Below are 26,936 nucleotides of genomic sequence, written 5' to 3' on the forward strand. Positions count from 1 at the left end.
TCATTTTTTTAATTTTTATTGGTGTAATATCTGGAATTATTAATAGTATTATTGGCATGGCTTCTTTAATTTCATATCCAGCATTAATTTCAGTTGGGATTCCACCAGTACTAGCTAATGCTTCAAATACAGTGGCCCTAATCTCTAGTGGAATTAGTTCAACAATATCATCATTACGAGAATTAAAAGGTCATTGGAAATCCGCTTGCCCTGTCATTTTGTTAAATGCCGTTGGTGGACTTATTGGATCTATCTTGTTATTGCATAGTTCCAATGAAGCATTTTCAAAAATTATTCCATTTTTGATTTTCTTTGCCGCATGTACCATTTTAATTCCAACTAAGCACCAAGATAAAAAGACAACCGCTAAAAGTACATTTTGGGAATATGTGCTTTTAGGATTAGTTGGGATTTATGTTGGTTACTTTGGTGCTGGTGCCGGGGTTATTATGATTGCGGTTTTGTCTCGAATTACTAACAGTTCATATAATGTTTATAATGCCACTAGAAATGTTGCCACTTTGGCATCTAATTTAATGGCATCTATTGTATTTATTTTAGTAGCTAATTTATACTGGAAAGAAATCATTATCTTAGCCATTGGATTATTCATTGGTGGTTTTATTGGTCCAATCATCGTCAGATATATTCCAACTAAAATTATGAAAAATGGTGTTGGAATTTTCGCTGTTTTGTTATCAATCTATTTGTTTATCAAAGCATTTTTCTAAAAACTTAAGGGATTAATTTAAACCCTTAAGTTTTTTATTTTATTTAAAATTTCAATAAAAGTATCAACATCCCTCTTAGGATAAGAGCTTAATATATTATCTAGGTTTTTATAAATCTGTTTTTCTAAATCGACATGTGCCATAGCTATTATTTTTCCAGTAATAGTTAAAGCGACTACTGTTTCCTTACTATTTTGCACTTTGTAGTATCGATTTAATATATCATTTTCAGCAAATCTTTTAATGGTTCGAGAAACCGTTGGTTGTGACATCTTAGATAATTTTGGCAATTTTTTAACTGAAATAGTACCTTTTCGATTAATTATAGAGATCAAATGAATATCACTAGTCTTTAATTTTTTTAATAAATTATAGGCTTTTTCATGATCTTTAATATGCGATTCCATCCATAATTTTTCTTCATCGTTTATTGAATCACGATTTAACATATCACCTATATAATTAATTATTGTATTAACATTTTCATTCATGTCTTTTCACCTTTTATTCATTAGAATTATTAATGTTGATTATAACATATAAAGTGTTATAATCATTTTATATTCACGTGAATAAATATTGCAAAAGAAGTGGTATTACGAGTAAAAAAAGATGGTTAATATTAATATGTATTGGTATTGTCACATTCATGACCGATTTAGATGCAAGTGTTGTTAATATTGCTTTACCAGTAATTAGTAAATCATTATCAATCAACATGAGTGTCGCAGAACTAATAGTTTCTTCTTATTTAATAATTATTTGCATTGCACTATTACCATTTGGAAAATTAAGCGATAAAATAGGTAAAAACAAAATATTCAACGCAGGAGTTATACTTTTTGTAATTGGATCATTGCTATGTGGAATAAGTGTCAATATAGCGTTTTTAATAACTTCAAGAATTATTCAGGGTATAGGAGCTGCTATGACCATGAGTACCAATAATGGAATTATAACCGAAGTTTTTCCAGATAACGAACGTGGCCAAGCTTTAGGTTGGATTGGTTCATTCGTTGCATTAGGTATGATTGCAGGTCCAGGTATCGGTGGCATGATTCTCCAATACTTATCATGGGAGTATATTTTTTGGATAAATGTTCCTATTGGTATAATTATGATAATAATGGGAATGAATATATTACCAAATAAACAAAATAAGAATAATATAGATACTGATAAATCAGGTATAATTTTATCTATGCTTTCGATTTTGGGAATATTTATTTATATATATTCAGGGCAACAATTGGGATATACAAACATAATCCTATTAATAATCATTATTTTATCAATAATCATGTTAATTGCTTTCATTTCATTAGAAAGAAAATGTAAAAGCCCTTTGGTGGACATGAATATATTTAAAAACAAAGATTTTTCAGTTGGAATAATCACAGCAATTATTATATTTATAACTAATAATTTTTATATGGTGTTAACACCCTTTTATTTAGAAAATGCTAGAAATTTAAGTGCTGGTATTTCTGGAGCAATTATGATGGTTTTACCAATCGTTCAAATTATTACATCCCCAATAACTGGAAAATTATCCGATAAATTTGGAGAAATAAAATTAACAATCATTGGTCTAGCGATTATTTTGATTGCTCAAATGTTCTTAGCTTTTAGTAATCTTGATACAAACATCGAATTTTACGTATTATCAATTGGTATATTAGGATTAGGGAATTCAATTTTTCAATCACCTAATAACTCGATGATTATGGGTTCAATTAATAAAAGTGAATTAGGCATTGCTGGTAGTATGAATTCACTTTCTAGAAATATTGGAATGGTTTTAGGAAATACTCTGGCGACTTCATTATTATTTATTGCAATGAGTAAAATATCAAATACGCAAGTAAATAATTTTAATGGAACACACAAATTATTATATATATCAGGACAAAAGTTTGTATACATTTTGGGTAGTATTTTAATACTCATATCATTAATAATTTCTATATTTCATTTTATAAAAATTAAAAAAGCGGAGGAATAATTATGACAAAAATTAACATTATTTTAGGAAGTTCTCGAAAAGCTTCACTAGGTAAAAATTTATTTAAATATTTAAAAAATAATAAAACAAAGTATGAATCACAAATTGATGCAGAATTGAATTTCATTGAAATTGGTCAATATGAATTACCATTTTTCTATGAAGCCCTACCCCCAATGGGTAATAAAAATCGTCATTTACCTGCAAAACAACAACAATGGGTCGATGATATGGAGTCAGCAGATGGATATATTTTCTTAACTCCAGAATATAATCATTCCTTCCCTGCTGTAATTAAGAATGCGATTGATTATTTATCTAACCAAATTTCTAATAAAGCAGTCTTAACCATGACTTATGCTAACAATGGCCGTGGTGGACAATTTGGTGGCTTGGAATTAAATGCTGTTTTAACTAGACTAAATGCATTTGTAATTCCTCAAAATGTCGCCATTGGCAATATTCAAAAAAACTTTGACGAAGATGGTAATTTCTTAGCAGATGCCCCTTCAAAAGATTTCTATGAGAATAAATTAAATCAAAGTATTAAAAAAATAAGCTTTTATAGTAATTTATTTAAAAACAATAAATTTGAAGAATAGTAAAAAAGACTTGATGATTTTTATCAAGTCTTTTTTACTCAGGTGTTAATACATATTCAAACTTACTAATATTTTTTATTTTTATGTTCCAGTTAGGATGAAATTCAATCCCATCATCAGCAAAATTGATAATTATTTGTGGATCATCATATTCGTTAATCTTTGCTGAATCATCATTAATTCTCTTAATAAAGAGTAAATTATGATATCTTTGATCGTAAAAATAAATCATTGTCTTTTCATAATAGAATGTATATTTATCAATTAATAATTTTTTCATTACTACTCCTAATAATATGAAACCACACGATACTTGTGAGTATCTAATTCAATAATATCCACTGCTCTATCTGGATGAAAAGTTAAATTACCGTCTACAATATCGATAACTACATTAATTTCTCTTGGTGTGATAAAAGCAATTCTTTGATTGTGATTATCCGCAAAACAATAAATATTTTGTGGATCATATTCAAATTGAAAATTACCTAAAGTTACTATTTTCATGTATTATTCCTCAGTATTAATTATTTTATAGTTACCATCTACTTGCCTAATAATGTTTACTGACTCAGTTGATTTAAAAACCAAATTTTGACCTACTAATTGGATTTTTAATATAACTTCTTCGTAATCAGTATCTAAAAAAATTAAACAATTATTTCGTTCATCCCTAATGCTTGGGATCATGTTTGCATCATAATATACATACACATCACCTAAATTATAAAAATTGGACATCATATACTCCCTTAGCTGTTCGAAATTATTTTATAAATATGTTTATTAAGTCTTTGAAAAGTCACCCCATATCTAGGCCTAATCACAAGTTGATTATCTTTAAAACTAAAATGAATCATTACTTCTTTATCATTATCTTTTTTGAAAAACACAAGACTATTATTATCCATAATATATTTTGCATTTAATTTATTATAATAAAATGAGTAATCTTTAAAGTTAACTGTATTCATATAATATGTTCCTTTTAAAGTTAAATTATTTTAATATATACAAATAATATACTAGCATATGTATGGAGGAGGAATAAATATGAACATTGACTCAATAGATCATATTGTATTAACTGTAAAAAGTATTGAAAAAAGTTTGGAATTTTATGTAAATGTTTTAAATATGAAAGAAATATCATTTCAAACAGGAAATGATAAAAGATATGCTTTACAATTTGGTAACATGAAAATAAATTTACACGAAACAGATAACGAATTTGATCCAAAAGCGAAAATTCCAACTCCTGGTTCAGAAGATTTTTGCTTAATAACTAAAACTCCTATTAAAGAAGTTATTAAAGAATTAAATGATAAACATATTCAGATTATTGAAGGTCCCGAAGATAAGCATGGTGCTCTAGGTAAAATCACATCAATTTATCTAAGAGATCCTGATAAAAATCTAGTAGAAATATCCAATTATAATTAGGAGCAAAAATATGAACAATATCCTTCCAGATATCGAAACATTAGAATCAGTTACTAAGGTAAAAATAAATGATTTGGCTGAACAAGTTAAAGCCGTATATTTTTATTTCAATAAGGATAAGATTCCTTATACATTGATGAAAGCAATGACGAGTATATTTCTTTTTCATTTAAAGACCCTAAAGATTTTATATTAGATAACAAAGATAACTTTCCTGATATTGAAAAATTTATAAGTTATTTAGGAGCTTTAGGCGCTAAATTTGATATATTTAATGTTATTGACGACAACAAAAATTTTTCAATAAACTTCAATGTAAAACGACTACCATTATAAAAATAATTGATTAAATAGCATACAAATTGTATGCTATTTTTTACATCTATTCATATATAGTTCGTAAATTGTAGACAAATTATAAAAATGTGCTAAAATTAATAGTTGTTATAACAAAAACACGAACTATAAAGGGAGAGATTACATAATGGTTAGTCAAATAGCTAAATTTTTTAAATTTGACGAATTAGGAACCAATTATAAAAGAGAAACATTAGCTGGAATTACCACTTTTGTTTCAATGGTATATATCATATTCCTAAACCCTAATGTTTTAGGTGCAGCAGGAATGGATAAAGGAGCTGTCTTTACATCAACTGCTTTAGCAACTGCACTTGGTTGTTTCTTGATGGGAATTATCGCTAATTATCCCATTGCACTGTCGACTAGTTTAGGAATGAATGCATTCTTTGCATATTCAGTCTGTGTCGGCATGAAAGTGCCATGGCCAACTGCTTTAGCTGGTACTTTTATTGCCGCTGTTATTTTCATTATTTTAACCGCATTTAAATTAAGAGAAAAAATTATTGATTCTATTCCTACCGATTTAAAAAGTGCGATTGCCGGTGGAATTGGTTTATTCATTGCTTTTTTGGGTTTGAATCAAGGTGGCATGATTGTTGCTGATAAAAGTACCCTTGTTACTTTAGGTTCATTCCACACTGGAACAACTTGGCTTACCATCTTTGGTTTAATTTTAGTAATTGTTTTAATGAGTGCTAGAGTGCCAGGAGCCATTTTTATCGGGATGGTGGCCACTGCGATTTTAGGAATGGTTACTGGATTAATCGCAATGCCTGATCAAATCGTTTCAAGCATCCCAAGTATCAAACCAGTATTCTTAGCTGGAGTTTCACATATTGGTGATATTAATACCGTGAAATTATGGATTGTTGTCTTTACTTTCTTACTAGTATCATTCTTCGATACTGCCGGAACTTTAGTTGGATTAGCACAACAAGCTGGTTTTATTAAAGATAACAAAATTCCAAGAATTGGTCGCGCCCTAGCTGCTGATTCCACTACTATGTTAGGTGGTTCATTATTAGGAACTTCTCCTATGGGGGCTTTCGTTGAATCATCTGCTGGAATTGCAGTCGGTGGTCGTTCTGGTTTTACCGTTATTATTACTGGAATTCTATTTATCTTAGGAACTTTCTTCTCCCCATTATTAGGTGTCATTACTGATCAAGTTACTGCGCCTGCATTAATCATTATTGGTGTATTAATGGCTAGTTCACTAAAAGATATCCATTGGGAAAAATTCGAATTGGCTGCACCTTCATTTTTGATTGTGTTAGGAATGCCTCTTTCATACAGTATCTCAGATGGAATTGCTTTAGGATTTATTACTTATCCCCTAGCTATGATTGCCGCTAAACGTGGTAAAGAAGTTAATGCATTTATGTATTCATTAGCTGTTATTTTCATTATCTTCTTCTGGTTATTAAGTGAATAACAATATTAAAAGATTTTCTGTTTAAGCAAATAGAAAGTCTTTTTTAGTATAAACATTTATAATAAACACAGTTTATTAAGGAGGCATATATTATGGATAAAGAAGCATTATTAATAATCGACTATACAAATGATTTTGTCGCTGATAAGGGTGCTTTAACTGTTGGCAAACCTGGTCAATTACTGGAAAATAGTATTGTTAATTTAGCAGACCAATTTGTTAAAAATAATAATTGGGTCATTTTACCAACTGATTTACATCATAAAAATGACCCTTATCATCCTGAAACAAAATTATTCCCTCCACATAACTTAGCTAATACTTGGGGAAGAAAATTTTATGGCAAACTTCAAACTTGGTATGATCAAAATAAAAGTAATAATCAGGTTTATATGTACAATAAAACTAGATACAGTGCCTTTGCCGGAACTGATTTAGACTTAAGATTACGTGAAAGAAATATTAAAACATTACACTTGGTTGGAGTATGTACTGACATTTGTGTACTTCATACTGCAATTGATGCTTACAATTTAAATTACAATGTAGTCATTCATGAAAGCGGCGTTGCAGCAACTAATGATGATGGACAAAAATTTGCTTTAAACCATTTTAAAAACTGTTTAGGTGCTAAAATAGAAAAATAGAATCTTATCAAATTATCGTGAAATTTAAATTGAAACAATTCATCTCCTACCTTAATTTTATATGAATACTTATTCCTATAGAAATATAAAAAGCACTCTCAAATTATATTATTTAAAAATAATATAATTTGAGAGTGCCCTATTTATATATTAAACTGTCACTTAATCTACAATATTAAACCAATCTCCAGAATTTTGAATTGTATTCCAAAGCTTTTCTGGTAATTTTAAATCATCTATATCTGAAACACTCAATGATTCCCTAATTTTATTAGAACTACCTGACTCTATATCATGAACCCAATCTGGATTAATAATAAGTCCATGGCCTATAGCTGCTAAATCTAAACCTTGTCTTAATGCCTTTTCAACTTTATCAGGGGTTGATAAAGAACCAGCTGCCATAAATGGGATTCTATGGTTTATATGTTTAACAAATAAACTAAGATACGTTTCATTTTTATTATCAACTGGGGTTGAAGATAATACATCTGCTAACGAAGCATGAACATAATCTACATTTCTATCAATTAATTTATCAAGTAACACATAGGTATCTTCAATTCTTAATCCGCCATCTATAGATTCTTCAGGAGAAAAACGATACCCTAAAATAAATGGTTTTTCCGCATACTTATCAATTACTGATTTAACTTCATCAATAACACTTAATGCAAAACGCATACGATTTTCTAAAGATCCTCCCCATTTATCATTTCTACGATTATAGTATGGTGATAAAAAGTTTTGAATTAAGAAACCATGAGCACCATGTATTTCAACTCCATCAAATCCTGCTTTTATAGCTCTTTTAGTTGTTTTTCCAAAATCTTTTATGATAACTAAAATTTCTGATTCAGATAATTCATGAGGTGTTAAGGAATCAACAAAAGAAGTTGCTTTAGTAGGAACAGCACTAGCACTAACTATCTTCTCTTTATCAACAAGTTGTGGAAGTGTTTTGTTACCAGCATGAAAAATTTGTAAAATAGATTTTGCTCCACCACTTTTAGAAGCAACAGCTAACTTTTTTAAGCTAGGCAGAAATTTGTCATCAGAAGCTTCAAACTCATTTGTAAAGCCTAAACTATTTGGGGACACTGGTGTACAACCTGTAATTACTATTCCTTCTCCTTTAGATCTTCTTTCATAATAAGCCACTTCTTCATCGGAAACAGTATGATCATCATTACTAGACCAAGTTGTCATCGGGGCCATAACAATTCTATTTTTAATAGTATCGCCATTGTTTAAATTAATAGGTTCAAATGTTTTTTTTAAATTTTCATACATAGAAAAGTCCTTCTTTCTTTTTAAAGAAATTAAGCTTTTACTGCATTCCAACTCATAGTAATTATATTATATATATTATTATCATTTAATTCCTTTTCTCCTGCTAAAACTTCTTTCACAAATTGCATTGCAGGATAGTGTGTAAATATAATTAATAATTCAATATCGATATTTTTTAATATCTCCTTGTCTTTACCTTTTTTATAAAAATCATAATGTTGTTGTAATATTTCTTTTAAATCATTTTTAGGTATTTTCTTACTTACTGGTGAATTATTGAATTGTTCAATAAACAAAAAAATACTTGGATTTTCTGAAATATACTGAATAAATTTTAATAATGAATTCTCATATTGTTTTTTAAATGAATTATAATTATCCACACCATCATATATTTCTCGCATCATTTCCTTTTTCACATTTGTATAGAGTTTAATTAATAAATCTTCTTTATTTTCAAAATATACATAAATTGTAGATGATGATGTACTTGCTCTGTTTGCAATTTTAGAAACTGAAGTCTCAGATAAACCCTGTTGATTAACTAAATCTAATGTTGCTTTAAAAATACGTTTTAATTTGTTCTTATCTTTATATCTCATGTGTTGGATTATAAACGATCATTCGATTATAATCAATGAAAATAATAATTAAATATATATATATATATAATTGTGTTAAATGAAATGTTTATCGCTTAATTCACGTCTATAATAAACGATCATTCGATTAAAGTCAAATGATTGTTTATAAATTAAAATTAAGCGACTAATTATTTGACTTATAGTATGCTTTAGATGTTTAAATGTACTTATGTTAAAGAAAAGAGGTTATTTTATTATGGCGCAATGGAGTAAAGAACAACTCAAAGGATTTGCTACAGCTGATGATATGCATGTTTCACCATTTTATGATGATGGTAAAACATATGGAACTCCTACTTGGATTTGGTCAGTTGTAAATAATGATAAATTATATGTCAGAGCATATAATGGCCAAAATTCACGTTGGTATCAATCAGCAACGAAACAACATGCTGGCAAAATTAAATTAAATGGTCATGAATACGAGGTTTCATTTAATGATGCCTCTGGTAATAAAGATTTAGATGAACAAATTAATAAAGCATATCAAAATAAATATGGTAATAGTTCTTACTGTCCTCCAATGTTAGAAGCTGGACCAATTTCTGCAACTGTGGAAATTGAACCTAAATAATATTAAAAGCCTTGCAAAAATTATTTTGCAAGGCTTTTGTTTTTAAACTAAACTTTTTTCCTCAGTGCTAATAAATGTACCTTTTCCATCAACAATTTGATAATTTTTATCAGCATATTTGATTAATCGATCATCATGTGTGATCAAAATAATTAATTTATTTTGTTCATGCGCTAAATTTCTAAATTGTTTCATAACTTCAATTGCCCTTTTACCATCCAAGGCAGCAGTAGGTTCATCTGCCAAAATAATTTTGGGATTAGTATAAATTGCACGAGCGATTGCAACTCTTTGTTGTTGTCCACCAGATAATTCATCAGGATAGTGATTTAATAAATCCTTCAATCCTAATTCATTAATAAGTTGCTTAAATGAAGATTCAGTAATATTATTATGGTCTTTTACACGATTGGCCAATTCAAATTGATCTTTAACTTTAAGGTATGGAAGTAAATTATATGATTGGAGCACAAAACTGATATTATTTAATCTAAAATTACTTTGTTCTTTTTTAGATAATGCTTCATAATCTTGACCATTAATCTTCACTTCACCTGATGTTGGTGATAAGATGCCGCCCAAAATTTTGATAAAAGTGCTCTTTCCTGATCCAGAAGGCCCAGTTACTGTAATCATTTCACCTTGATCAGCACTAAAGTTAATATCAGATAAAGCAGTTGTCTTGCTTAATTTAGTTCCATAAATTTTATTAATGTTGTTTAGTTCAATCATTTTCATTTTAATTAACCTCCAATCACGGTTGCTGGATCAATTTTGGTTACTGTACGCATTGGAATAATAGCGCCAATAATTGCCATTAATACTAGAAGTAATGCAGTTCCTGAAATTAATAAAGTATTAAATGTCATTGGAACTGCTGCTGGCATTAAGACTGCAGTAATAAGTGTTAGTAGTCCACTAATTGCTACACCAATGACAGACAAAATAACTGCTTGGCTAACAATGTTTTTAATTAGATAACTATTTGCAATTCCTTGGATTTTCATCACTGCAAAGAATGGAATCTTTTGCATTGTTAATACATATAAGAAAATTGCAATAATGAATAATGTAATTAATAGTAAGAAAATAATCATAAAGGTAAAAGTATTGTTTTGAGCACTATATCCAGGTAATTTTTGAATAAAATCATTTATTGATAATACCTGAGTACCGTTTGATAAATTGGAAACATTATTTTTGGTTACGATTGCACTAATATTTTTAACTTTATTATTGCCAAATTTAAATGCTTGGATATCATTTTCAGCTCCATAAATTACTGGAGCAACATTTAACTTAGCATTTTTAGTAACACCAACAATTTTAAATTTGGGTGAATTATTACCCATAGTAATTAGTTGTCCTAGATGATAATGATTTTCGTTAATCAAACTTTGGTCAACTACCACTTCTTTAGCATTTTTAAATTTACGTCCTTGTACAATGTTTAAATCATCGTAGATATATTGTTTCTTGTTAATACCTAAAATTTGTGCACCCGTTTTATCGCCCTTTTTAAGATTTTGAACGTTTGCTGATAATTGAGTAATTCGTGCTTGATTTTTACCAGCTTTAGTTGAATTGGCTTGTTTATTGGTTAAAGTAGATTGATTCAATGATCCATTAGCATCCGCATTTAAAACAATATTACTAGCATTCCAAGTATCAATTGCTTGGCGATTAGAACTACTTAAACCATTAGCTAAAGCTGTTAATACAAAAATTAAGTATGCAATTAAGATAATTACTAATCCGATTAATCCATATCTTAATTTATTTTTCTTCATTTCTTTAATAGATAAGAACATGTTTGAACAACTCCTTAATCAATTAAGCCCTTTTTAATTACATTTAAATATAATTTAAAATCAGATAATTCTTGATTTTTGTCTTCATTCATCAATATAGATTTAATAGTTGCATGTGCAGCCATTGTGACAAACTTATAAACAGATATTATCTTATTAAAATCACTTATCTTTTGACCATCAACTAATAAAATTAAATTGTCTTTACTTAATTTATGATAGTTATAGTTGCTTTGCTTTAGACTATATTGATTGTACTCAACATATAATTTGTAGAAATTTCTATATTTAGAATTATCAATCTTATTTATAAAATCAATTGTTGATTCATAAAATGCATTTAAAGTATTATTCTTTTCTTTTTTGATTCGTTCAAAAACATCAAAATGTACTTCATGCAAAACTACATCTAAAACATAATCATAACTATCATTAATATCATTAAAATATTTATAAAATGAACCCCTGGCAATACCACAATTTTTTATAATTCTTGCAACTTGAGCTTCAGACAATCTATATTCTGAAAATTCATTCAACAACGAGTTAAAAATTTGGTCCTTTTTTTCTTTATTTAAATTCTCAAAAGTTTTAGTAGCCATGTTTCCATCTCCCATTGTGACACAGTGTCACTTAATTTATGTTTTATATTTTACATTCATGATGACACCGTGTCAACATTGTTTTAAAAAAAGATTAGGTATTAAATTACCTAATCTAAAAGATCACATATCCTATTAAAGCAGCAATTATCCCAAACAAAGCAGTTATAAAATAATAAATCATAGCCATCATTTTATTTTTCATCTTCATCTGAACGATTTCATTCATATATGTAGAAAAAGTTGTGTAGCCACCAATAATCGCAATAAAAAAGGTTATCCAAAAGTTTATTTTAGGCAGCTGTCCATTAACTAATCCTAATAAGAATGATCCTGAAACATTAATAAATAGTGTCCCTATTGGAAAAGATATATTTTTAAAAAAAGTTTTAAAGAAAGTAGTTGCTAAAAATCTTAACACAGAGCCAATTGCGGCTCCTAACCCTACTGTCAAAACATTTATTATCATCTGACTTCACCTCTAAACATAATCAAGTTTCCTAATGAATTTCCTAAATTAGCAAAGATTAATCCGCCTATTAAACTTACTAATATATATAAAACACCTAGACCAATTTCATGGTTTATTAATAAGTTAATACTATCAAATGAAAATGTTGAAAAAGTGGTAAAACCTCCAATTAACCCCATACTCATTCCGCTGATAAAAGATTCAGACAAATTCATCACTTTTGGCAACATTCCTGTCATCAAAGCTAATAAAAAAGAACCAACTATATTTATAATAGCGGTGGCAATAAAATGATTATTCCCAGATATAAATGTAAAATAACCACGTAAAATACCACCAACAAAGCCAAAAATAAAAATATAAATAACTTTACGCATAACCAAATCGCACTTCTTTCGTATTCAATATGTAATATTTCATAATATATCATGAAATACTATTCAATTCATACTATACCAATTTACATTTTTCTTTTGACATTTGTACTTTCGATAACTATTATTATTAAAGTAGGTATTAATATAATTAAAATAATATTATTAGATAATTAAAAAATACATAAGGAGTACTCAAATATGCTACTTGGCAGCATTGAGGCGGGCGGCACTAAATTCGTTTGTGCCGTTGGTAATAACGATTATCAAATTGTTGATAGTGTAGTGATCAAAACAACGACGCCCGAAGAAACATTTGAAAAAACAATTAACTTTTTTAAAAAATATAAAGATTTGGTGGCTTTAAGTATTGCCTCTTTTGGTCCCATTGAAATTAGAAAAAAATCATCAAAATATGGATATATCACTGATACACCTAAAGAAGGATGGTCTAATGTTAACTTTTTAGGAACTATGAAGGATGCTTTTAATATTCCTATATATTGGACAACTGATGTTAATGGGTCTGTATATGGTGAATATATTAACTTTAAAAAACATGGTAAAGATTTAGATTCCATCGTTTACTATACAATTGGAACTGGGGTTGGTGCTGGAATCATCATTAATGGTAAATTCATCGGTGATATGGGACATCCAGAACTAGGCCATGTAAAATTAAAGCGTCATACCGATGATCTTAATTTTGCAGGTATTTGCCCTTATCATAAAGATTGTTTAGAGGGCTTAGTATCTGGCCCTACTTTTGAAAAAAGGGTGGGTAAAAAAGGTCAAGATGTTCCATTAAATAACCATGTTTGGGATATCATGGCTTACTATGTAGCACAAGCAGCTGTTCAAATGACTTTGACTTTTCGTCCAGAAAAAATCATTTTTGGTGGCGGAGTAGTCAGTGAAACATTCCTTAAAAAAGTAAGAGCAGAATTTGAAAAGCTACTAAATGGATATATCACAATTGATAATGTAGACGATTATATTATCATGCCATTAATTGACGATAATGGTTCAGCAACTTATGGTAATTTTGCATTAGCATCATCATTAATAAATAAAAACTAAGTGCATTTATGCACAATATAATTATTAATTAAAAAAATATAAAAATAATTGAAAAATAAGCACAACTTGTAAACCCTTTCATAGCAAAGATTTACTTGATGTGCTTATTTTTTATCGATTATTTTTCAATAAATTTTCCACAAAATGCTTTCTTTTTTTGAAAAATGAGTTATCATAATAGTTGTAAGATTGTGAAATGATTAATTAATCATTTTACACAAGAAATTAATAAACTTGAAATTCAATATGAAAGGATCTTGAATTATGAAAGCATTAGTTTTAACTGGTAAGAAACAATTAGAAATTCAAAATACTGAAAAACCTGAACCAAAGGCTAACGAAGTTGTTGTAAATGCTAAGTACGCTGGTATCTGTGGTACTGACTACGCATTATACAATGGACTTCCAGGTTCAGCTCCAGCTGTTCCTCCAATCGTTTTAGGACATGAAAACTCAGGTGTTATCTCAGCTGTTGGATCAGACGTTACTGATTACAAAGTTGGTGACCGTGTAACTGTTGACCCTAACATTTACTGTGGTAAATGTAAGTACTGCCGTACTGGACGTCCTGAATTATGTGAAAACTTATCAGCCGTTGGTGTTACTAGAAACGGTGGATTAGAAGAATACTTCACTGCTCCTACACAAGTTGTATACAAATTACCTGAAAATGTTGATTTAAAATCAGCTGCTACATGTGAACCAATTTCATGTGCCGTTCACGGTATGGACTTATTAAGCATCAAACCTTACCAAAACGCTCTAGTTATTGGTGATGGTTTCATGGGTCTAATCTTTGCTCAATTACTAAAATCATATGGTGTTAAATCAGTTACTCTAACTGGTCGTCATGATGACAAATTAGCTACTGAAAAGGAAAAGACTGGTGCTGATAAAGTTATCAACACTACTAAAGAAAAGATTCCTTCAGAATATGATGTTGTTATCGAAGCTGTTGGTCAACCAGCTACTCAAGAACAAGCTGTTGAAGCAACAGTTAAGGGTGCTCAAGTATTAATGTTCGGTGTTGGTGCTCCTAACCAAAAATTCGAAATGAACACTTACGAAGTATTCCAAAAACAATTAACTATCCAAGGTGCATTCATCAATCCTAACTCATTCGAAGATGCTATTGCATTACTACAAAGCAAGGGTGTAGATGTTGCTGACATTATTGATAATGTTATCAGCCTAGAAGATGTTGAAGGCGTTCTAAACGGTACTTCAGATCTTAAAGGTAAATGTGTAGTTAAAGTTTCTGACTAATTATTTGGAGGATAAAATTATGGCTTTAAACGATTACTTTGATGGATTACAACATGTTGGAATCCCTTCAAAAGATTTAGATAAGACAATTGAATTCTACAAAGCATTAGGCTTTGACCAAGCTGGCGCATTCCACAATGGTGAAAACCGTTGTGCATTCATGAGATATGGTAATTTAACCATTGAAACATGGGAAGGCGATCCAGTTGCTATGGAAAATGGTGCTATCAACCATCTTTCTATGAACTGTACTGATGTTGATAAAGCATTTGAAGCTGCTAAAGAACAAGGTTTCAATGTTTTAGATGACGAAATCCAATCAATCCCTACTTTCTGGGATAATGGTATTCGTTTCTTCAATATTCAAGGTCCTAACCATGAAAAAATTGAATTCTGCCAAATCATTAAATAATATTTGATAGAATAAAAAAATAACCTCCCTGTTGGGAGGTTATTTTTTTATTCTATTTTATGGATGTGTAGCATACAATGGTGTTTTCTTAGCGTTGTTCATTGCATCTTTTTGGTTAAAGTGAACGTATTTACTAGCAACCCAACCTTTTTGGCTAAAGCCTTTTCCATAAATGTTTACATAATAAGTAACAGATTGACTAAAACGACGTTTTTGATGTTTAGTTACTTTATAAAATTTGGTATCCATATGTTTTTTAGAAACCTGAGCAGCATAGTTTGATGGATTGTTCACAATAATTTTCTTTAAAGCTATTTTTTTATGCTTGTTAGTTATTAAGTAGCCACCAGGCTTTAAAGTAACAGTTTCATTTTCTAACTTAATAGTTCTTTTACAATTTTTAGTTGAATGAATCACTTTTCGTTGGTGATTTTGTTCAATATGGTGTTTATTTAAAGCTGAAACTAAAGGATTAACAGATACAATCAATGATCCCATAATCAATCCACTTAATAATAAATTGCGATAAATATTTTTCTTCATAAAAAGAATCTCCTTTTATTTATAAATAGCTACTGATTTCTTGTTAGCAGTATACGTTGCTAAGTTACCTTTGGCCATTACACGATTATGTTTAATCTTAAAGGATTTAATTGGTAAAACTTCGCCATATTTGGCTCTACGTATAACTTTACCGTTAATGTATAGATTAACACCCTTTTTGTTAATAACTTTCATGTAGCTCATATTTTTGATGTGATAATAAAGATTCAAATTAAGTTTCTTATTGTTTTTTCTATACAATAAATCATTAATTCTACCACCATAGGGAATAGTATTACCATCCAGCTTTTGACTCAACGATACACTAGGATAAGAATTAGTATATTGCCACAAATCATACTTATATGATGGATTAGGCATGTACTTAGAATAGGATGCCAGCCAAATATTATTATAAATTTTTAAGGTATTTTTCTTAAATAAATCCAATGTACTTTTAGAACCATATAATACAATTGGTTTGCCACCATTTACAGCTCGCATCTCATTAGCCCAGGCTGAAGTAGAAGCATCTGTATTATTTTTGAACCCAATTTCAAAATCATTGGCATAAAATAATGCACCCTTAGCTGAATAATATAGTCTACGTGCTTCTTGCCGTGCTTGATATGGGTTAGTATATTCACTATATCCGTAAACTCCATACTTTATATTATAACGATCCATTAATTTAACATTATGTTCAAATTTTATATCTTTGTAACTTCCATCTTGAACTCGTAAAATAACAAATTTAACTTCTTTTTTAAGATTTTTAGCCTGACTATCAGTTAAGTAACCTTGATATTGCGATATGTCATATGCAACAGGTGAATATCGTTGGCCACTAGCTTTAACATTCATTTCACCAAAAAATACAAATAAAAACATACATAAAAATAAAGTTGAAATGAAAACTAAAATTTTATTATTTTTATCCATAATTATTTACAACGTCCCTTTTAGTATTATTGGTAAGAAATTATAACAAAAAAATAGTCTAAAAACCACTAAGGCTTTTAGACTATTAAAAATATCATTATTTAATTGAAGTTGCCATCTTTAAGGCAGCTGTAGCATTAGGAGCTTTAACTGTGTAAACAGAATTTCCTTCTTGCCAAGTAACTGAGCTTTCAGTATCACTTTCAATTTGAATATTCCCCTTACTTTGAGGAATAGGTAATGAATTGCTTTGAATAAATTTAACAGCTGATTTAGCATTTTCTACCGCTTTGTCACTGCCATTTTCCATATTAGCATGTGATACTAGTGACCAATTACCAAAGTTAGTGCTTACATAAGCTTGACCAGCACCACGATCCTCATGTCCCTTAACACTGTAACCTAAGTCTACTGAAGGCAATCCTTTAGTACTGTCACTACTTTGATAATTTACTTGTTGACTAGCAGAACTAGCATTGCTATAAGTTTTCTTATTAAATGTTGCACCATCAGTAGAATATCTAACATTGTAGTTAGCTTTGTCACCACTAATTTTTGATGCAGCTGAGTTTTGTCTTGGTAATTTTTCGTTGCCTAATTTGTTATCAGTATGACTGGAACTAGCAGAATTGCTAGAACTTTCATCTGAAGATGATTTACTAGAACTTGAATTTGAATCACTTGAGCTAGAATTAGATGATTTGACACTTGAACTAGATTCTTGTGAGCTACTGTTTGATGATTTATCTGAGTTACCTTGACCACAAGCAGTTAAAACTAATCCTAGAACAGCAATTGCAGGTACAATTTTTTTCCATGCTTTCATATAAAATTTAGCATCTCCTTGTAAAACTATTTCTTAAATTCAGTATAACAAATGTATACTCCAATTTGTTTAAAGTTTAGGTTAAATTCTTGTTACTTTATCGTAAAGAACTGCAATAATATAAATAATGGTTTCAATCAAAGCGATAAAGAAACTGACAGGTAAGTTTGTAATAAAACTTAAATATAAACCAACCCAAGTTCCAATCAGCGAAAATATAAATGACAATAACGTCATCCCCCAAATACTATGAGCAAAGTATTTAGCTGATGATGCTGGAATGGTTAATAAAGCAAAAATCAATAAAGAACCAACGATTTGTGCGGTAACACTAACTGTACAAGCTAACAATATCAAAAATACGATTGAAACAAAAGTGTTGGCTCTAGAATTAAAACCAGCTCCAATGTCATCGAATGAATTATATTTTAACTTACGATAAATTAAGACAATTACCAAAATAATTAAAATACTTAATGCAACTAAAGTTGTTACATTATCCAAACTTATTCCCACAATACTACCAAATAAAATATTGGTAGCATAACTAGATTGACTATTAGCTAGTGATAAAAATAAAATCCCCAAACCAATAAACAATACCGAAAATACACTTATTGATGATTCACGGCGACTGACTTTAGAACCAACCGTCCCAATCATCAGTGAACTTAACACCGTAAATATTAACATCCCAATAATGGGGTTGGTTCCTAAGAATACTCCAAATGAAGCTCCTGAGAAACTGATTTCAGATAAAGTGTGAGTAAAGAATGCTGTTTTTCTAGCAACAACGAATACTCCCATTAATCCACATAAAATAGATATAAAGAAACTTGCAATAAATGCATATTGCATAAATGGATAACTGAACATATCTAACATTATTTTACCCCCTTTATCTTAGAAATGGTGCCTTGATGATTATCAATATTTAAATCATAATCACCATAAGTTTGTACCAAGACTGGATCATGGGTGATAAAAATAACTGCCGTATGTGTTTTTTTAATAACTTGTTTAACCACATCTAGTAATAAAAATTTAGCTTCTTTATCTAGACTAGCAGTACTTTCATCTAAAATAAGTAATTTAGGATCTGAAACTAATGCTTGAGCTAAGAACACTCGTTGCTGTTCCCCACCAGAACAATTACCTAATGGAGTTTTAGCTAAAGCTTCTAAATTAGTCATTTTAATAACTTTATTAACTGAAGCTTTCTCTTTTCTACTTAGCCAAGGCAACATTGAATGTTGTAATCCCAAACTAATAAAATCTTTTACCGTTAAAGGATAGTCATTATCAATATTTCTAAATTGTGGTACGTATTGAAATTGACTGCGTTTTATAGTTGCCTTAACTGTATTATTCTTATTAAAATTTTTTAAAATGGCTTTAACCATCGTAGTTTTACCAACACCATTTTCTCCTGTTACACAGGTTAAAGTAGCTGGTAAAATTTGAAATGATAAATTATTAATCAAGGTTCGATCTTGAACTGCAACGTTTAAATTGTTAACCGACAAAAGCGGTTGCTTATTTTCTTCCATCTTGTATCCTCTCTACTTGTTGGTATTGTGAAATCATCCATTGTTGATAAGTTGTCTTACTTGGCATTGTTTCAGTAACCTTAACCACTGGTACATTATGCTTATTAGCTAATTGGACTAAATTATCAACGATTGAATCACTCGCTTGAGTATTTTCAACAAAAAAGGCAATTTTATGGTGAATAATATCAAGTTGTACTGATCGAATTTCGTCAGGAGTTGGATCAGTCCCATTTTCAACTGCTTTGGAGTATCCACCATCTTTAATTTGATAGCCCATTTCATTTAATGAATAATCAAAAACTGGTTCTGAAACATCAACTAATTTTTTACTTTTATTAGCTTTTAATTGCGCGAGTTTATTTTGAATTGGGGTAAAACTTTTAATGTATTTGCGTGCATTATTCAAATAATAAGTTTTATTAGCTGGATCATTATTACTCAAAGTTTTAGCAACTTCATGCGTTAATTTAATCATGGTTTGACTAAAATACCAAACGTGCGGATTATCGCCTGTTTTCTTATTAAGTAGATGGGATCCAACATTTAACAAATTAGTATGTTCCTTAGTATTTTTCGTCAATGGTTCAATCCAAGAATCATAACCCAATCCATTGTAGATAACTAAATTAGCGTTTGAAATATCTTCGGCCACCTTAATTGTCGGTTGATAATCATGAGGATCGACATTGGGATTATTTATAATTGAGGTCACTTGGGCTTTATTTCCAGCAACCGCTCTAGCGGCTTGCCCATATATATCAGTTGAGGTGACAATTTTCATTTTATTTGATTTAGTAGCTTGATTATTACCACATCCCACTAAAATGATGCCAGTGAAAAATAGCATCATCACAACACACAATAAGTTCCGAAAACTTTTCAAAGTTAGATACTCCTTATAATTTCAAATATAATTAATTGATAATTATACATAATTGATACATAATTTTAACATATATATATTACAATTATTCTAATGACGATTTAGATTTAAATAGTATTCGAGGTAAATCAAATGATGAAACAAATCTGGATAGATTTTAAAAATGCCCCGTTCAAAATTTGGCTTATCAGAGGAATTATATCAGTAATTTTACTAATATTGCTAATTATTGAATTGGCTAGACTGATATCTTTGCCAAAAGTGGAAGCTGAAAGTTTGAACTTAAGAAACGCCCCAAATGACCAATCGCAAATTATTGAACAAATACCACATGGTCAACATTTAAAAATAATCAAAAGTAGTGAAAATAATTGGTGGTACGTCAAATATAACAATCACGAAGGTTGGATTGCATCCTGGTTATTAGATCAAAAAGATTATAATCCTAAGCATAGTAATAAAATGGCGGAAGCTACCATTGTTATTGACCCTGGTCATGGTGGATCAGATTCTGGAACTTTATCCGCTAATCAACAATACATGGAAAAAACTTATACTTTAAAAATGGCAGATAAAGTTGCTAGTCGCTTAAAAAATTTAAATGCTAATGTAATTATGACTCGTGATTCAGATAAATATATTAGTTTAGGTCAAAGAACTAGATTATCCAATAATATAAAAGCTGATTTATTCGTTAGTTTTCATTTTGATTCTGCCAATGGTAATGGTAGTGCTAGTGGCTTTGGAGTTTACAAGTACCACCCTAATGCCGATGGCATTGCTAATACAGTTAATGATGGTTTTGACTTACCACTACATAGTCGTGGAGTTTCAATGGGCGATTATTATGTTTTACGTGAAAATAAACAACCTGCTATTTTATTAGAAATGGGCTTTATGGATAGTGACCATGACTTGCAGTACATTAGAAGCAACGCTTATCAAGAAACTGTTGCCAATCAAGTTGGTCATTCAATTGATAAATACTTTAATAAATAAAAATAACCACTTAGGTGTATGCCTAAGTGGTTATTTATTTGATATTAGTTTTTAGCTAAATTCTTTAAAGATGAGATGGACATCATGACGATAAAGCTAAAGATGTATAAGCATGAGAGCATTCCCATAATCATGAATAGTGAATGACTTTCCATCAACAATCCAATAACGAATGGCGAAAAACCTCCAATTGCACGACCAATCCCCATAATAAAGTTGTTAGCGGTTGATCTAATTTCGGTTGGATATAGTCTACTAATGATTGCTCCATAACCACCATACATTCCATTTGAAAAGAAACCTACAACTGTCGAAGCTAGCAATAATGTAAATCCATTAACTGCAATCGTAATTCCATATACTGCAAATGCAGCAACTAATAAGAAGATTCCAAATGCTTTACGTGGTCCTAATTTATCTAAGATAGTTCCAAAGGTTAACATCCCCGCACTCATTCCGGTAATTGTTACAATCATCCACAATGATGATCCAGAAACGCTTAATCCCAATTGTTTTTGCATGATTGATGGCAACCAGTTAATTAATCCATAGTAACCGGCAATTTGCACAATAACCATCGTACTTAATGCTAAAGTTTGATAAGTAATCTTAGGTGTTGCAAACAATTTTTTAATTGAAACTTTAGGACGTTTCTTAGTATTTGACATTGCTGCGATAAAATCAGGACTTTCCTTTAAATGTCTTCTGATTATAAATGCAAAGAAGATAGGAATGATGCCGACTAAGAATAATGCTCGCCACCCAAACATGGGAACCATAAATGCTGCCAATAATGCTGCCACAATGGATCCTAGTTGACCGCCGATTGTTGAGATGGATACTGATTTACCTAATTGTTTCTTTTGGAAACTTTCACAAATCATCGCAACTCCAGCTCCATATTCACCACCAGCACCTAATCCAACTAGGAATCTTAGGATTAATAATGTTGTAAAGTCTTTGGCAAAGACAACTCCAGCAGTGGCGAAAGCGAAAATGAAAATTGTATAAGTTAAGATTTTAACTCGACCAAAACGATCAGCCAAAAGTCCAAATAAAATACCACCCAATAACGTTCCAAAAGTAGTGATTGTTGACAACATCCCAGCAGCTGCTGAAGAGATGTGCAAACTTGCAATGATTGAAGTCAAAGTAAAAGAGATAAATGATATATCCATACTCTCCAACATTTGACCAACCGAAGTTGATGCAATCACCCATTTTTGGTTTTTCGACGTTAAAGCGTGGCTTTTTTGCGTATTTTCCATATTCAATTCCTCCAAAACGAATGCTCGCAGACATTCATTATTTTTTTGAAATATCTATGACTAAGATATTTTATTCTTAAAAAAATTATGCACTATATTTTTTTAGATTGCAAGTTCAATTTTAAAGTTTGCATAAAATTTAATTTAATGTATAGTAAAAGTAATAAATGATTTTAAATTAGTCCAGAGAGACTAGCAAATCGATGAACGGAATAAATGTACCCAACACTCGTCGTCTAGTCTCTTTGATTAGACGATTTTTTATTTGGAGGGTAATTAATGAAACCAGTTTTTATTGCATTAGATTTTCCGACAGCCGCAAAAACTTTTGAATTCTTACAGACTTTTAGCGAGATTAACAATCTGTCAGTAAAAGTGGGCATGGAACTTTTCTATCGTGAAGGTCCCGAAATAATAAAAAAACTAAGACAAAAGAATATCAACGTTTTCTTAGATTTAAAATTACATGACATTCCACATACTGTTGAAAAAGCTGCTTTCCAATTAGCTCAACTAGATGTGCAATACACCACAATTCATGCACTTGGCGGTGGCAAAATGATTCAAGCCGCTAGAGATGGTTTAGATGCAGGCAGTAAACAATATCATACTAAAACAACTAAATTGTTAGCCGTTACTCAATTAACCTCTACTTCAGAAGCACAATTAAAAGTTGAGGAACAAGTAGATGTTAGTATGCCAGAATCAGTATCTCATTTAGCCAATATTGCTTATCAAAGTGGTGCTGATGGTGTTATTGCATCAGCTTTAGAAGATGAATTTATTCATAAAAAGGTTAACAAAAATTTATTATGTATTAACCCTGGAATTAGACTCAATAGTAATAACAATGACGATCAAAAAAGAGTCGTTACTCCGATTAAAGCAAGGCAATTAGGTAGTGATGGCATTGTTGTTGGACGTAGTATTACTAAAGCAGATAATCCGGTTGAAACTTACAAAATGATTTTTGCAGAAATTAATGGAGGTAAATAATATGACTCAATCAATTAGTTCTAAAATTGCAACAGATTTATTAAAAGTAAAGGCGGTCTCATTATCACCCAATAAACCATATAATTGGTCATCTGGTATTAAAGCTCCTATCTACACTGATAACCGTATTACCATCAGCTATCCTAAAGTAAGAGATGATATCGCTGAAGGTTTAGCTAACTTAATCAAAAACAAGTTCCCAGAAGTGAATGTCATTGGTGGAGTCGCTACCGCTGGCATTCCACATGCCGCTTTAGTCGCTGAAAAGTTAAATTTACCAATGATTTATGTACGTTCTAAGCCTAAAGACCATGGACAAGGTAAACAAATGGAAGGCGTTGTTGATGAATCTTCAAAAGTCGTCTTAATCGATGATTTGTTATCAACAGGTCATAGTGTTTTAAATGCTGCCAAATATTTAACTGATAATCATATTAAAGTTCTAGGTGTAGCTGCTATTTTCACTTATGGATTACCTGATAGTTTTGCTAATTTCAAAAAAGCTGGCATTGATTTTGATACTTTAACCGACTATCCAACAATTATTGAACAAGCAAAAATAGACAATTTAATTTCTGAAGAAGAATCTGTTTCATTAAGTAAGTGGCATCAAAATCCATGGAATTGGAAAAGATAAAAAATTATTATAAAAAAGGAATCTTCTCAAAGATTCCTTTTTTATGTTAAATATTATCCATAAGTTAAAGAATTTGCCTGCCACATATTATTACGATATTTATAATAAATATTTCCATTAGACATATTCCAAATACGTTGATTATTTAATTTAGCATTTTTATTAAACACCATCATATCATCATTCTTTTGATCTGTAATATCAATACTAGACCAAATAATATTTTTGTCGACATAAGTATTATATTTTTCGAAAATTGTATATTTTTTATTATTGCTAGAATATAATTTTCTAGGTACATAATAAACTTTATTGTCTATTTTTATCATGAAAACATTTTTATTCTTCTTTTTAATGTAAAATGATCCGAGCATTTGATTAGCATTGTAATAAAAATCTAATCTCGTTTTAGTTCCGTAATAATTAGAGTTTTTCATGAATTTATTTGCTTTTGATAAACTGTCATATAAAGGAACATCAGAATATCCATCAGCCTCTGAAGAATAAGAGTAATGCATCCATTTTGGATTTATATAACCTTTTTCCCATTTATTATAAGAAAAATAATCATTATTTGAACGATGCTTAATACTAAATTTAAAATGATGCTGTGTTTTTATATTATTATTGATTAGCAAGTCTGCTGCGTATTTAGCGTATTGATAATAATTAGTAAAGTTTTCATTAAATCCCTTAGGAGTACCATTGTAAAAATACGATTCACCTAATTCATCATAGAACTCATAATTTTTAGTTAAATATTCTGCATTTTTGCGATATAGATTATAAATATAATTCTTAGCTTTATTGTCTAAAAAGTGATTTGAAACATAACTATTAGCTTTATCAGTAGTTCTTGAGGCAGAATAATCTGCACCATCAAACAATTCTGAATTTTTTTGCATTTCTTGTTTTGAATGCACAAATGCATGCACGTTAACATCATTATTTAAATTGAAAATAAATAATAATCCAAGTGAAGATATAGCAGCAATCATTATTTTATAAATATTTTTCATAATAGGATCTCCTTTAAACTTACAAAATTGGCGAGAATAGACGACTAAATACCTGCTTAAATCTTAACCATATTGGTTGGTTATTCATGCTTTCAACAGTTTCTAAAGTACTATCTCTCATATCCTTAATGTAAATCGAACGTAATTGATTGCTAATAGCCTCATCATATAAGAAAGCATTAATTTCAAAGTTTAATTTAAAACTACGAAAATCAAAGTTTGCTGACCCTACTGATGAAACCTTACCATCAACAACAATTGTCTTAGCATGTAAAAATCCTTTTCTATAGAAGTAAATTTTTACACCATATTTAGCCAATTGTTTAGCATAATATTGCGTTGCTCGATATACAAATGGATGATCGGGCTTACAAGGAATCATAATTCTAATATCTACTCCCGACATTGCGGAACTTTTAATAGCATCAGTAGTACTATCATCAGGAATTAAATATGGCGTTTGAATCCAACAATAATTTTTAGCAGTTTGAATTAGTTTAATATATCCCAATTTAATTTGTTGCAAGCTAGTATCAGGACCACTAGATACAATTTGCACATTCGTACTGCCATCTTGGTAAGTAGGTGGAAAATAGAAATCTTTATTATTAACGTCATCAATTTGGCGATGAATATCAGTAACATTCCAGTCCAAAATAAACTGAGCTTGTAAATTATAAACGGCACTCCCAATTATTCTTAGGTGGGTGTCACGCCATTTACCAAATTTCTTTTTACGATTTAAATACTGGTCTCCAATATTGAATCCACCAATATAACCAATCTTTCCATCAATTACAACAATTTTGCGGTGATCTCTAAAATTTACACGAAAGTCAGTAATTGCGGAACGAGTATGTAAAAAAGGTTCGGCCATCCCACCAGCTTTAGTTAGTGGCTTAAAGAAGCAACGAGTGGTTCCTAGAGAACCAAAACTATCATATATAACGTGGACTTTCAAACCCTGTTTAGCTTTTTTAACCAACATATCTAAAACTTGATTACCAATTTCGTCGTTATAAAATGTATAGAATTCAATATTTATTGATGATTTGGCTTTATTTAAATCTCTAAGCATCTTGTTAAATAAATCATTACCCTCAATGAAAATTTTAATATGATTACGCCTGGATAAATCTGAAATATCAGAATTTTTAAATAATTTAACTAAATTTCTAGCAGAATAAGAAACCTCATCTGCTTTAATCCCCCTGGGATTACTATGTAATCTGAGTTGTTCTTCGAGCACTTGATGAATTCTTTCATTATCCCTATCTTGGAAACGAAATAATCTTTTTTTAGGCAATTTTCTACCAACGAAAGCATAAATTAAAAAACCGATTACTGGTAAGAAAGATAAAACTAATAACCATGCCCAGGTGGCAGATATTTCTCGTTCTTCCCTAAAAACAGTGATTAACGCTAATACTTCATTGGCTAAAATAACAAAATCAATAATAGCCTTTATACTCATTTAAAATCCTCTTTTTTTAATGTATTTATAATAATATTATAGCAT

At 29.9% G+C, this 26,936-nt stretch carries 33 protein-coding genes; 14 read left to right on the forward strand and 19 right to left on the reverse strand.

The window, feature by feature from the left end; all coding sequences use genetic code 11:
* The first annotated feature begins 17 nt into the window (after positions 1–17).
* Positions 18–731 (forward strand): sulfite exporter TauE/SafE family protein, encoded by a 714-nt coding sequence (locus DY123_RS04235; RefSeq protein ID WP_225426758.1) that lies wholly within the window; start codon positions 18–20, stop codon positions 729–731.
* Positions 732–748: 17 nt separating this feature from the next.
* Here the strand turns inward: DY123_RS04235 and DY123_RS04240 are convergent, their stop codons facing one another.
* Positions 749–1,222: a MarR family transcriptional regulator gene (locus tag DY123_RS04240; protein WP_140934419.1), complete on the reverse strand. Its 474-nt coding sequence runs from the start codon at positions 1,220–1,222 to the stop codon at positions 749–751.
* 77 nt (positions 1,223–1,299) lie between these two features.
* On the opposite strand from DY123_RS04240, the gene DY123_RS04245 reads away from it, so the two are divergent.
* Positions 1,300–2,736, forward strand: a complete 1,437-nt coding sequence (locus DY123_RS04245) for an MFS transporter (RefSeq protein WP_181398784.1) — start codon at positions 1,300–1,302, stop codon at positions 2,734–2,736.
* A gap of 2 nt (positions 2,737–2,738) precedes the next feature.
* Entirely contained in the window at positions 2,739–3,338 is a 600-nt protein-coding gene (locus DY123_RS04250) for an NADPH-dependent FMN reductase (protein ID WP_140924758.1), read from the forward strand.
* 34 nt (positions 3,339–3,372) lie between these two features.
* Here DY123_RS04250 and DY123_RS04255 read toward each other — a convergent pair whose 3' ends face one another.
* Both DY123_RS04255 and DY123_RS04260 read right to left on the reverse strand, forming a co-directional pair.
* Positions 3,373–3,618: a hypothetical protein gene (locus DY123_RS04255; RefSeq protein ID WP_140934421.1), complete on the reverse strand. Its 246-nt coding sequence runs from the start codon at positions 3,616–3,618 to the stop codon at positions 3,373–3,375.
* Between the two features lie 8 nt (positions 3,619–3,626).
* Positions 3,627–3,845, reverse strand: a complete 219-nt coding sequence (locus tag DY123_RS04260; protein WP_140924762.1) for a hypothetical protein — start codon at positions 3,843–3,845, stop codon at positions 3,627–3,629.
* A 546-nt stretch (positions 3,846–4,391) separates the two neighbouring features.
* Here DY123_RS04260 and DY123_RS04265 point away from each other — a divergent pair.
* The 4 genes from DY123_RS04265 to DY123_RS04280 all read left to right on the forward strand — a co-directional run bounded on the left by DY123_RS04265 (position 4,392) and on the right by DY123_RS04280 (position 7,223).
* Entirely contained in the window at positions 4,392–4,781 is a 390-nt protein-coding gene (locus DY123_RS04265; protein ID WP_140934423.1) for a VOC family protein, read from the forward strand.
* A 10-nt stretch (positions 4,782–4,791) separates the two neighbouring features.
* A complete protein-coding gene (locus tag DY123_RS04270) occupies positions 4,792–4,977 on the forward strand; it encodes a hypothetical protein (RefSeq protein ID WP_140936211.1) in 186 nt (61 codons plus the stop codon).
* 288 nt (positions 4,978–5,265) lie between these two features.
* Positions 5,266–6,576 carry an NCS2 family permease gene (locus tag DY123_RS04275; RefSeq protein WP_140936212.1) on the forward strand — a complete coding sequence of 437 codons (1,311 nt, stop codon included), beginning with the start codon at positions 5,266–5,268 and terminating at the stop codon, positions 6,574–6,576.
* Positions 6,577–6,668: 92 nt separating this feature from the next.
* The gene (locus tag DY123_RS04280) at positions 6,669–7,223 is read left to right on the forward strand and encodes a cysteine hydrolase family protein (RefSeq protein ID WP_140936213.1); all 555 of its coding nucleotides are present in this window, start codon (positions 6,669–6,671) and stop codon (positions 7,221–7,223) included.
* A 162-nt stretch (positions 7,224–7,385) separates the two neighbouring features.
* Here the strand turns inward: DY123_RS04280 and DY123_RS04285 are convergent, their stop codons facing one another.
* Both DY123_RS04285 and DY123_RS04290 read right to left on the reverse strand, forming a co-directional pair.
* Positions 7,386–8,516 (reverse strand): NADH-dependent flavin oxidoreductase, encoded by a 1,131-nt coding sequence (locus DY123_RS04285; RefSeq protein WP_140936214.1) that lies wholly within the window; start codon positions 8,514–8,516, stop codon positions 7,386–7,388.
* Between the two features lie 29 nt (positions 8,517–8,545).
* Positions 8,546–9,118: a TetR/AcrR family transcriptional regulator gene (locus tag DY123_RS04290; protein ID WP_140936215.1), complete on the reverse strand. Its 573-nt coding sequence runs from the start codon at positions 9,116–9,118 to the stop codon at positions 8,546–8,548.
* 238 nt (positions 9,119–9,356) lie between these two features.
* On the opposite strand from DY123_RS04290, the gene DY123_RS04295 reads away from it, so the two are divergent.
* A complete protein-coding gene (locus DY123_RS04295) occupies positions 9,357–9,734 on the forward strand; it encodes a DUF2255 family protein (RefSeq protein ID WP_181398786.1) in 378 nt (125 codons plus the stop codon).
* 42 nt (positions 9,735–9,776) lie between these two features.
* Here the strand turns inward: DY123_RS04295 and DY123_RS04300 are convergent, their stop codons facing one another.
* The 5 genes from DY123_RS04300 to DY123_RS04320 form a co-directional block, all read right to left on the reverse strand.
* Positions 9,777–10,472 (reverse strand): ABC transporter ATP-binding protein, encoded by a 696-nt coding sequence (locus tag DY123_RS04300; protein ID WP_140934427.1) that lies wholly within the window; start codon positions 10,470–10,472, stop codon positions 9,777–9,779.
* Positions 10,473–10,477: 5 nt separating this feature from the next.
* On the reverse strand, positions 10,478–11,545 hold the full coding sequence (locus tag DY123_RS04305; protein ID WP_140934428.1) for an ABC transporter permease: 1,068 nt from the start codon (positions 11,543–11,545) through the stop codon (positions 10,478–10,480).
* A 14-nt stretch (positions 11,546–11,559) separates the two neighbouring features.
* Positions 11,560–12,147, reverse strand: a complete 588-nt coding sequence (locus DY123_RS04310; protein ID WP_140934429.1) for a TetR/AcrR family transcriptional regulator — start codon at positions 12,145–12,147, stop codon at positions 11,560–11,562.
* Positions 12,148–12,262: 115 nt separating this feature from the next.
* On the reverse strand, positions 12,263–12,616 hold the full coding sequence (locus DY123_RS04315; protein WP_140934430.1) for a fluoride efflux transporter FluC: 354 nt from the start codon (positions 12,614–12,616) through the stop codon (positions 12,263–12,265).
* On the reverse strand, positions 12,613–12,996 hold the full coding sequence (locus DY123_RS04320; RefSeq protein WP_140934431.1) for a fluoride efflux transporter FluC: 384 nt from the start codon (positions 12,994–12,996) through the stop codon (positions 12,613–12,615). The genes DY123_RS04315 and DY123_RS04320 overlap by 4 nt, the downstream gene beginning before the upstream one ends.
* Positions 12,997–13,194: 198 nt before the next feature.
* Here DY123_RS04320 and scrK point away from each other — a divergent pair, with 198 nt between their 5' ends.
* From scrK to DY123_RS04335, 3 genes are all read left to right on the forward strand, one after another.
* Complete coding sequence (scrK, locus tag DY123_RS04325) at positions 13,195–14,073, forward strand: fructokinase ScrK (protein WP_140934432.1); 879 nt, start codon at positions 13,195–13,197, stop codon at positions 14,071–14,073.
* A gap of 264 nt (positions 14,074–14,337) precedes the next feature.
* Positions 14,338–15,339, forward strand: coding sequence for a zinc-dependent alcohol dehydrogenase family protein (locus DY123_RS04330; protein ID WP_108982607.1), 1,002 nt, complete (start codon positions 14,338–14,340; stop codon positions 15,337–15,339).
* A 19-nt stretch (positions 15,340–15,358) separates the two neighbouring features.
* Complete coding sequence (locus tag DY123_RS04335; RefSeq protein ID WP_105956836.1) at positions 15,359–15,751, forward strand: VOC family protein; 393 nt, start codon at positions 15,359–15,361, stop codon at positions 15,749–15,751.
* A gap of 57 nt (positions 15,752–15,808) precedes the next feature.
* Here the strand turns inward: DY123_RS04335 and DY123_RS04340 are convergent, their stop codons facing one another.
* The 6 genes from DY123_RS04340 to DY123_RS04365 form a co-directional block, all read right to left on the reverse strand.
* A complete protein-coding gene (locus DY123_RS04340; protein ID WP_140934433.1) occupies positions 15,809–16,294 on the reverse strand; it encodes a hypothetical protein in 486 nt (161 codons plus the stop codon).
* Positions 16,295–16,309: 15 nt separating this feature from the next.
* Positions 16,310–17,236, reverse strand: coding sequence for a GH25 family lysozyme (locus DY123_RS04345; protein WP_140934434.1), 927 nt, complete (start codon positions 17,234–17,236; stop codon positions 16,310–16,312).
* A gap of 97 nt (positions 17,237–17,333) precedes the next feature.
* A complete protein-coding gene (locus DY123_RS04350; RefSeq protein WP_140934435.1) occupies positions 17,334–18,062 on the reverse strand; it encodes a hypothetical protein in 729 nt (242 codons plus the stop codon).
* An 81-nt stretch (positions 18,063–18,143) separates the two neighbouring features.
* Positions 18,144–18,938: a metal ABC transporter permease gene (locus DY123_RS04355; RefSeq protein WP_140924816.1), complete on the reverse strand. Its 795-nt coding sequence runs from the start codon at positions 18,936–18,938 to the stop codon at positions 18,144–18,146.
* An 8-nt stretch (positions 18,939–18,946) separates the two neighbouring features.
* On the reverse strand, positions 18,947–19,612 hold the full coding sequence (locus DY123_RS04360; RefSeq protein ID WP_140934436.1) for an ATP-binding cassette domain-containing protein: 666 nt from the start codon (positions 19,610–19,612) through the stop codon (positions 18,947–18,949).
* A complete protein-coding gene (locus DY123_RS04365) occupies positions 19,599–20,465 on the reverse strand; it encodes a metal ABC transporter solute-binding protein, Zn/Mn family (protein WP_140934550.1) in 867 nt (288 codons plus the stop codon). The genes DY123_RS04360 and DY123_RS04365 overlap by 14 nt, the downstream gene beginning before the upstream one ends.
* A 165-nt stretch (positions 20,466–20,630) precedes the next feature.
* Between DY123_RS04365 and DY123_RS04370 the strand changes: the two genes are divergently transcribed.
* The gene (locus DY123_RS04370; RefSeq protein WP_140936216.1) at positions 20,631–21,497 is read left to right on the forward strand and encodes an N-acetylmuramoyl-L-alanine amidase family protein; all 867 of its coding nucleotides are present in this window, start codon (positions 20,631–20,633) and stop codon (positions 21,495–21,497) included.
* Positions 21,498–21,541: 44 nt separating this feature from the next.
* Here DY123_RS04370 and DY123_RS04375 read toward each other — a convergent pair whose 3' ends face one another.
* On the reverse strand, positions 21,542–22,765 hold the full coding sequence (locus DY123_RS04375) for an MFS transporter (RefSeq protein ID WP_108982602.1): 1,224 nt from the start codon (positions 22,763–22,765) through the stop codon (positions 21,542–21,544).
* Between the two features lie 279 nt (positions 22,766–23,044).
* Between DY123_RS04375 and pyrF the strand changes: the two genes are divergently transcribed.
* Positions 23,045–23,761, forward strand: coding sequence for an orotidine-5'-phosphate decarboxylase (gene pyrF / locus DY123_RS04380; protein WP_140936217.1), 717 nt, complete (start codon positions 23,045–23,047; stop codon positions 23,759–23,761).
* A gap of 1 nt (position 23,762) precedes the next feature.
* The gene (pyrE, locus tag DY123_RS04385) at positions 23,763–24,398 is read left to right on the forward strand and encodes an orotate phosphoribosyltransferase (RefSeq protein WP_140936218.1); all 636 of its coding nucleotides are present in this window, start codon (positions 23,763–23,765) and stop codon (positions 24,396–24,398) included.
* A 53-nt stretch (positions 24,399–24,451) separates the two neighbouring features.
* Here pyrE and DY123_RS04390 read toward each other — a convergent pair whose 3' ends face one another.
* On the reverse strand, positions 24,452–25,417 hold the full coding sequence (locus tag DY123_RS04390; protein ID WP_140936219.1) for a hypothetical protein: 966 nt from the start codon (positions 25,415–25,417) through the stop codon (positions 24,452–24,454).
* A gap of 19 nt (positions 25,418–25,436) precedes the next feature.
* The gene (gene cls / locus DY123_RS04395) at positions 25,437–26,891 is read right to left on the reverse strand and encodes a cardiolipin synthase (protein WP_140936220.1); all 1,455 of its coding nucleotides are present in this window, start codon (positions 26,889–26,891) and stop codon (positions 25,437–25,439) included.
* Between the last annotated feature and the right edge of the window lie 45 nt (positions 26,892–26,936).

This window comes from Apilactobacillus micheneri (assembly GCF_006493595.1).
Classification (GTDB): domain Bacteria; phylum Bacillota; class Bacilli; order Lactobacillales; family Lactobacillaceae; genus Apilactobacillus; species Apilactobacillus micheneri.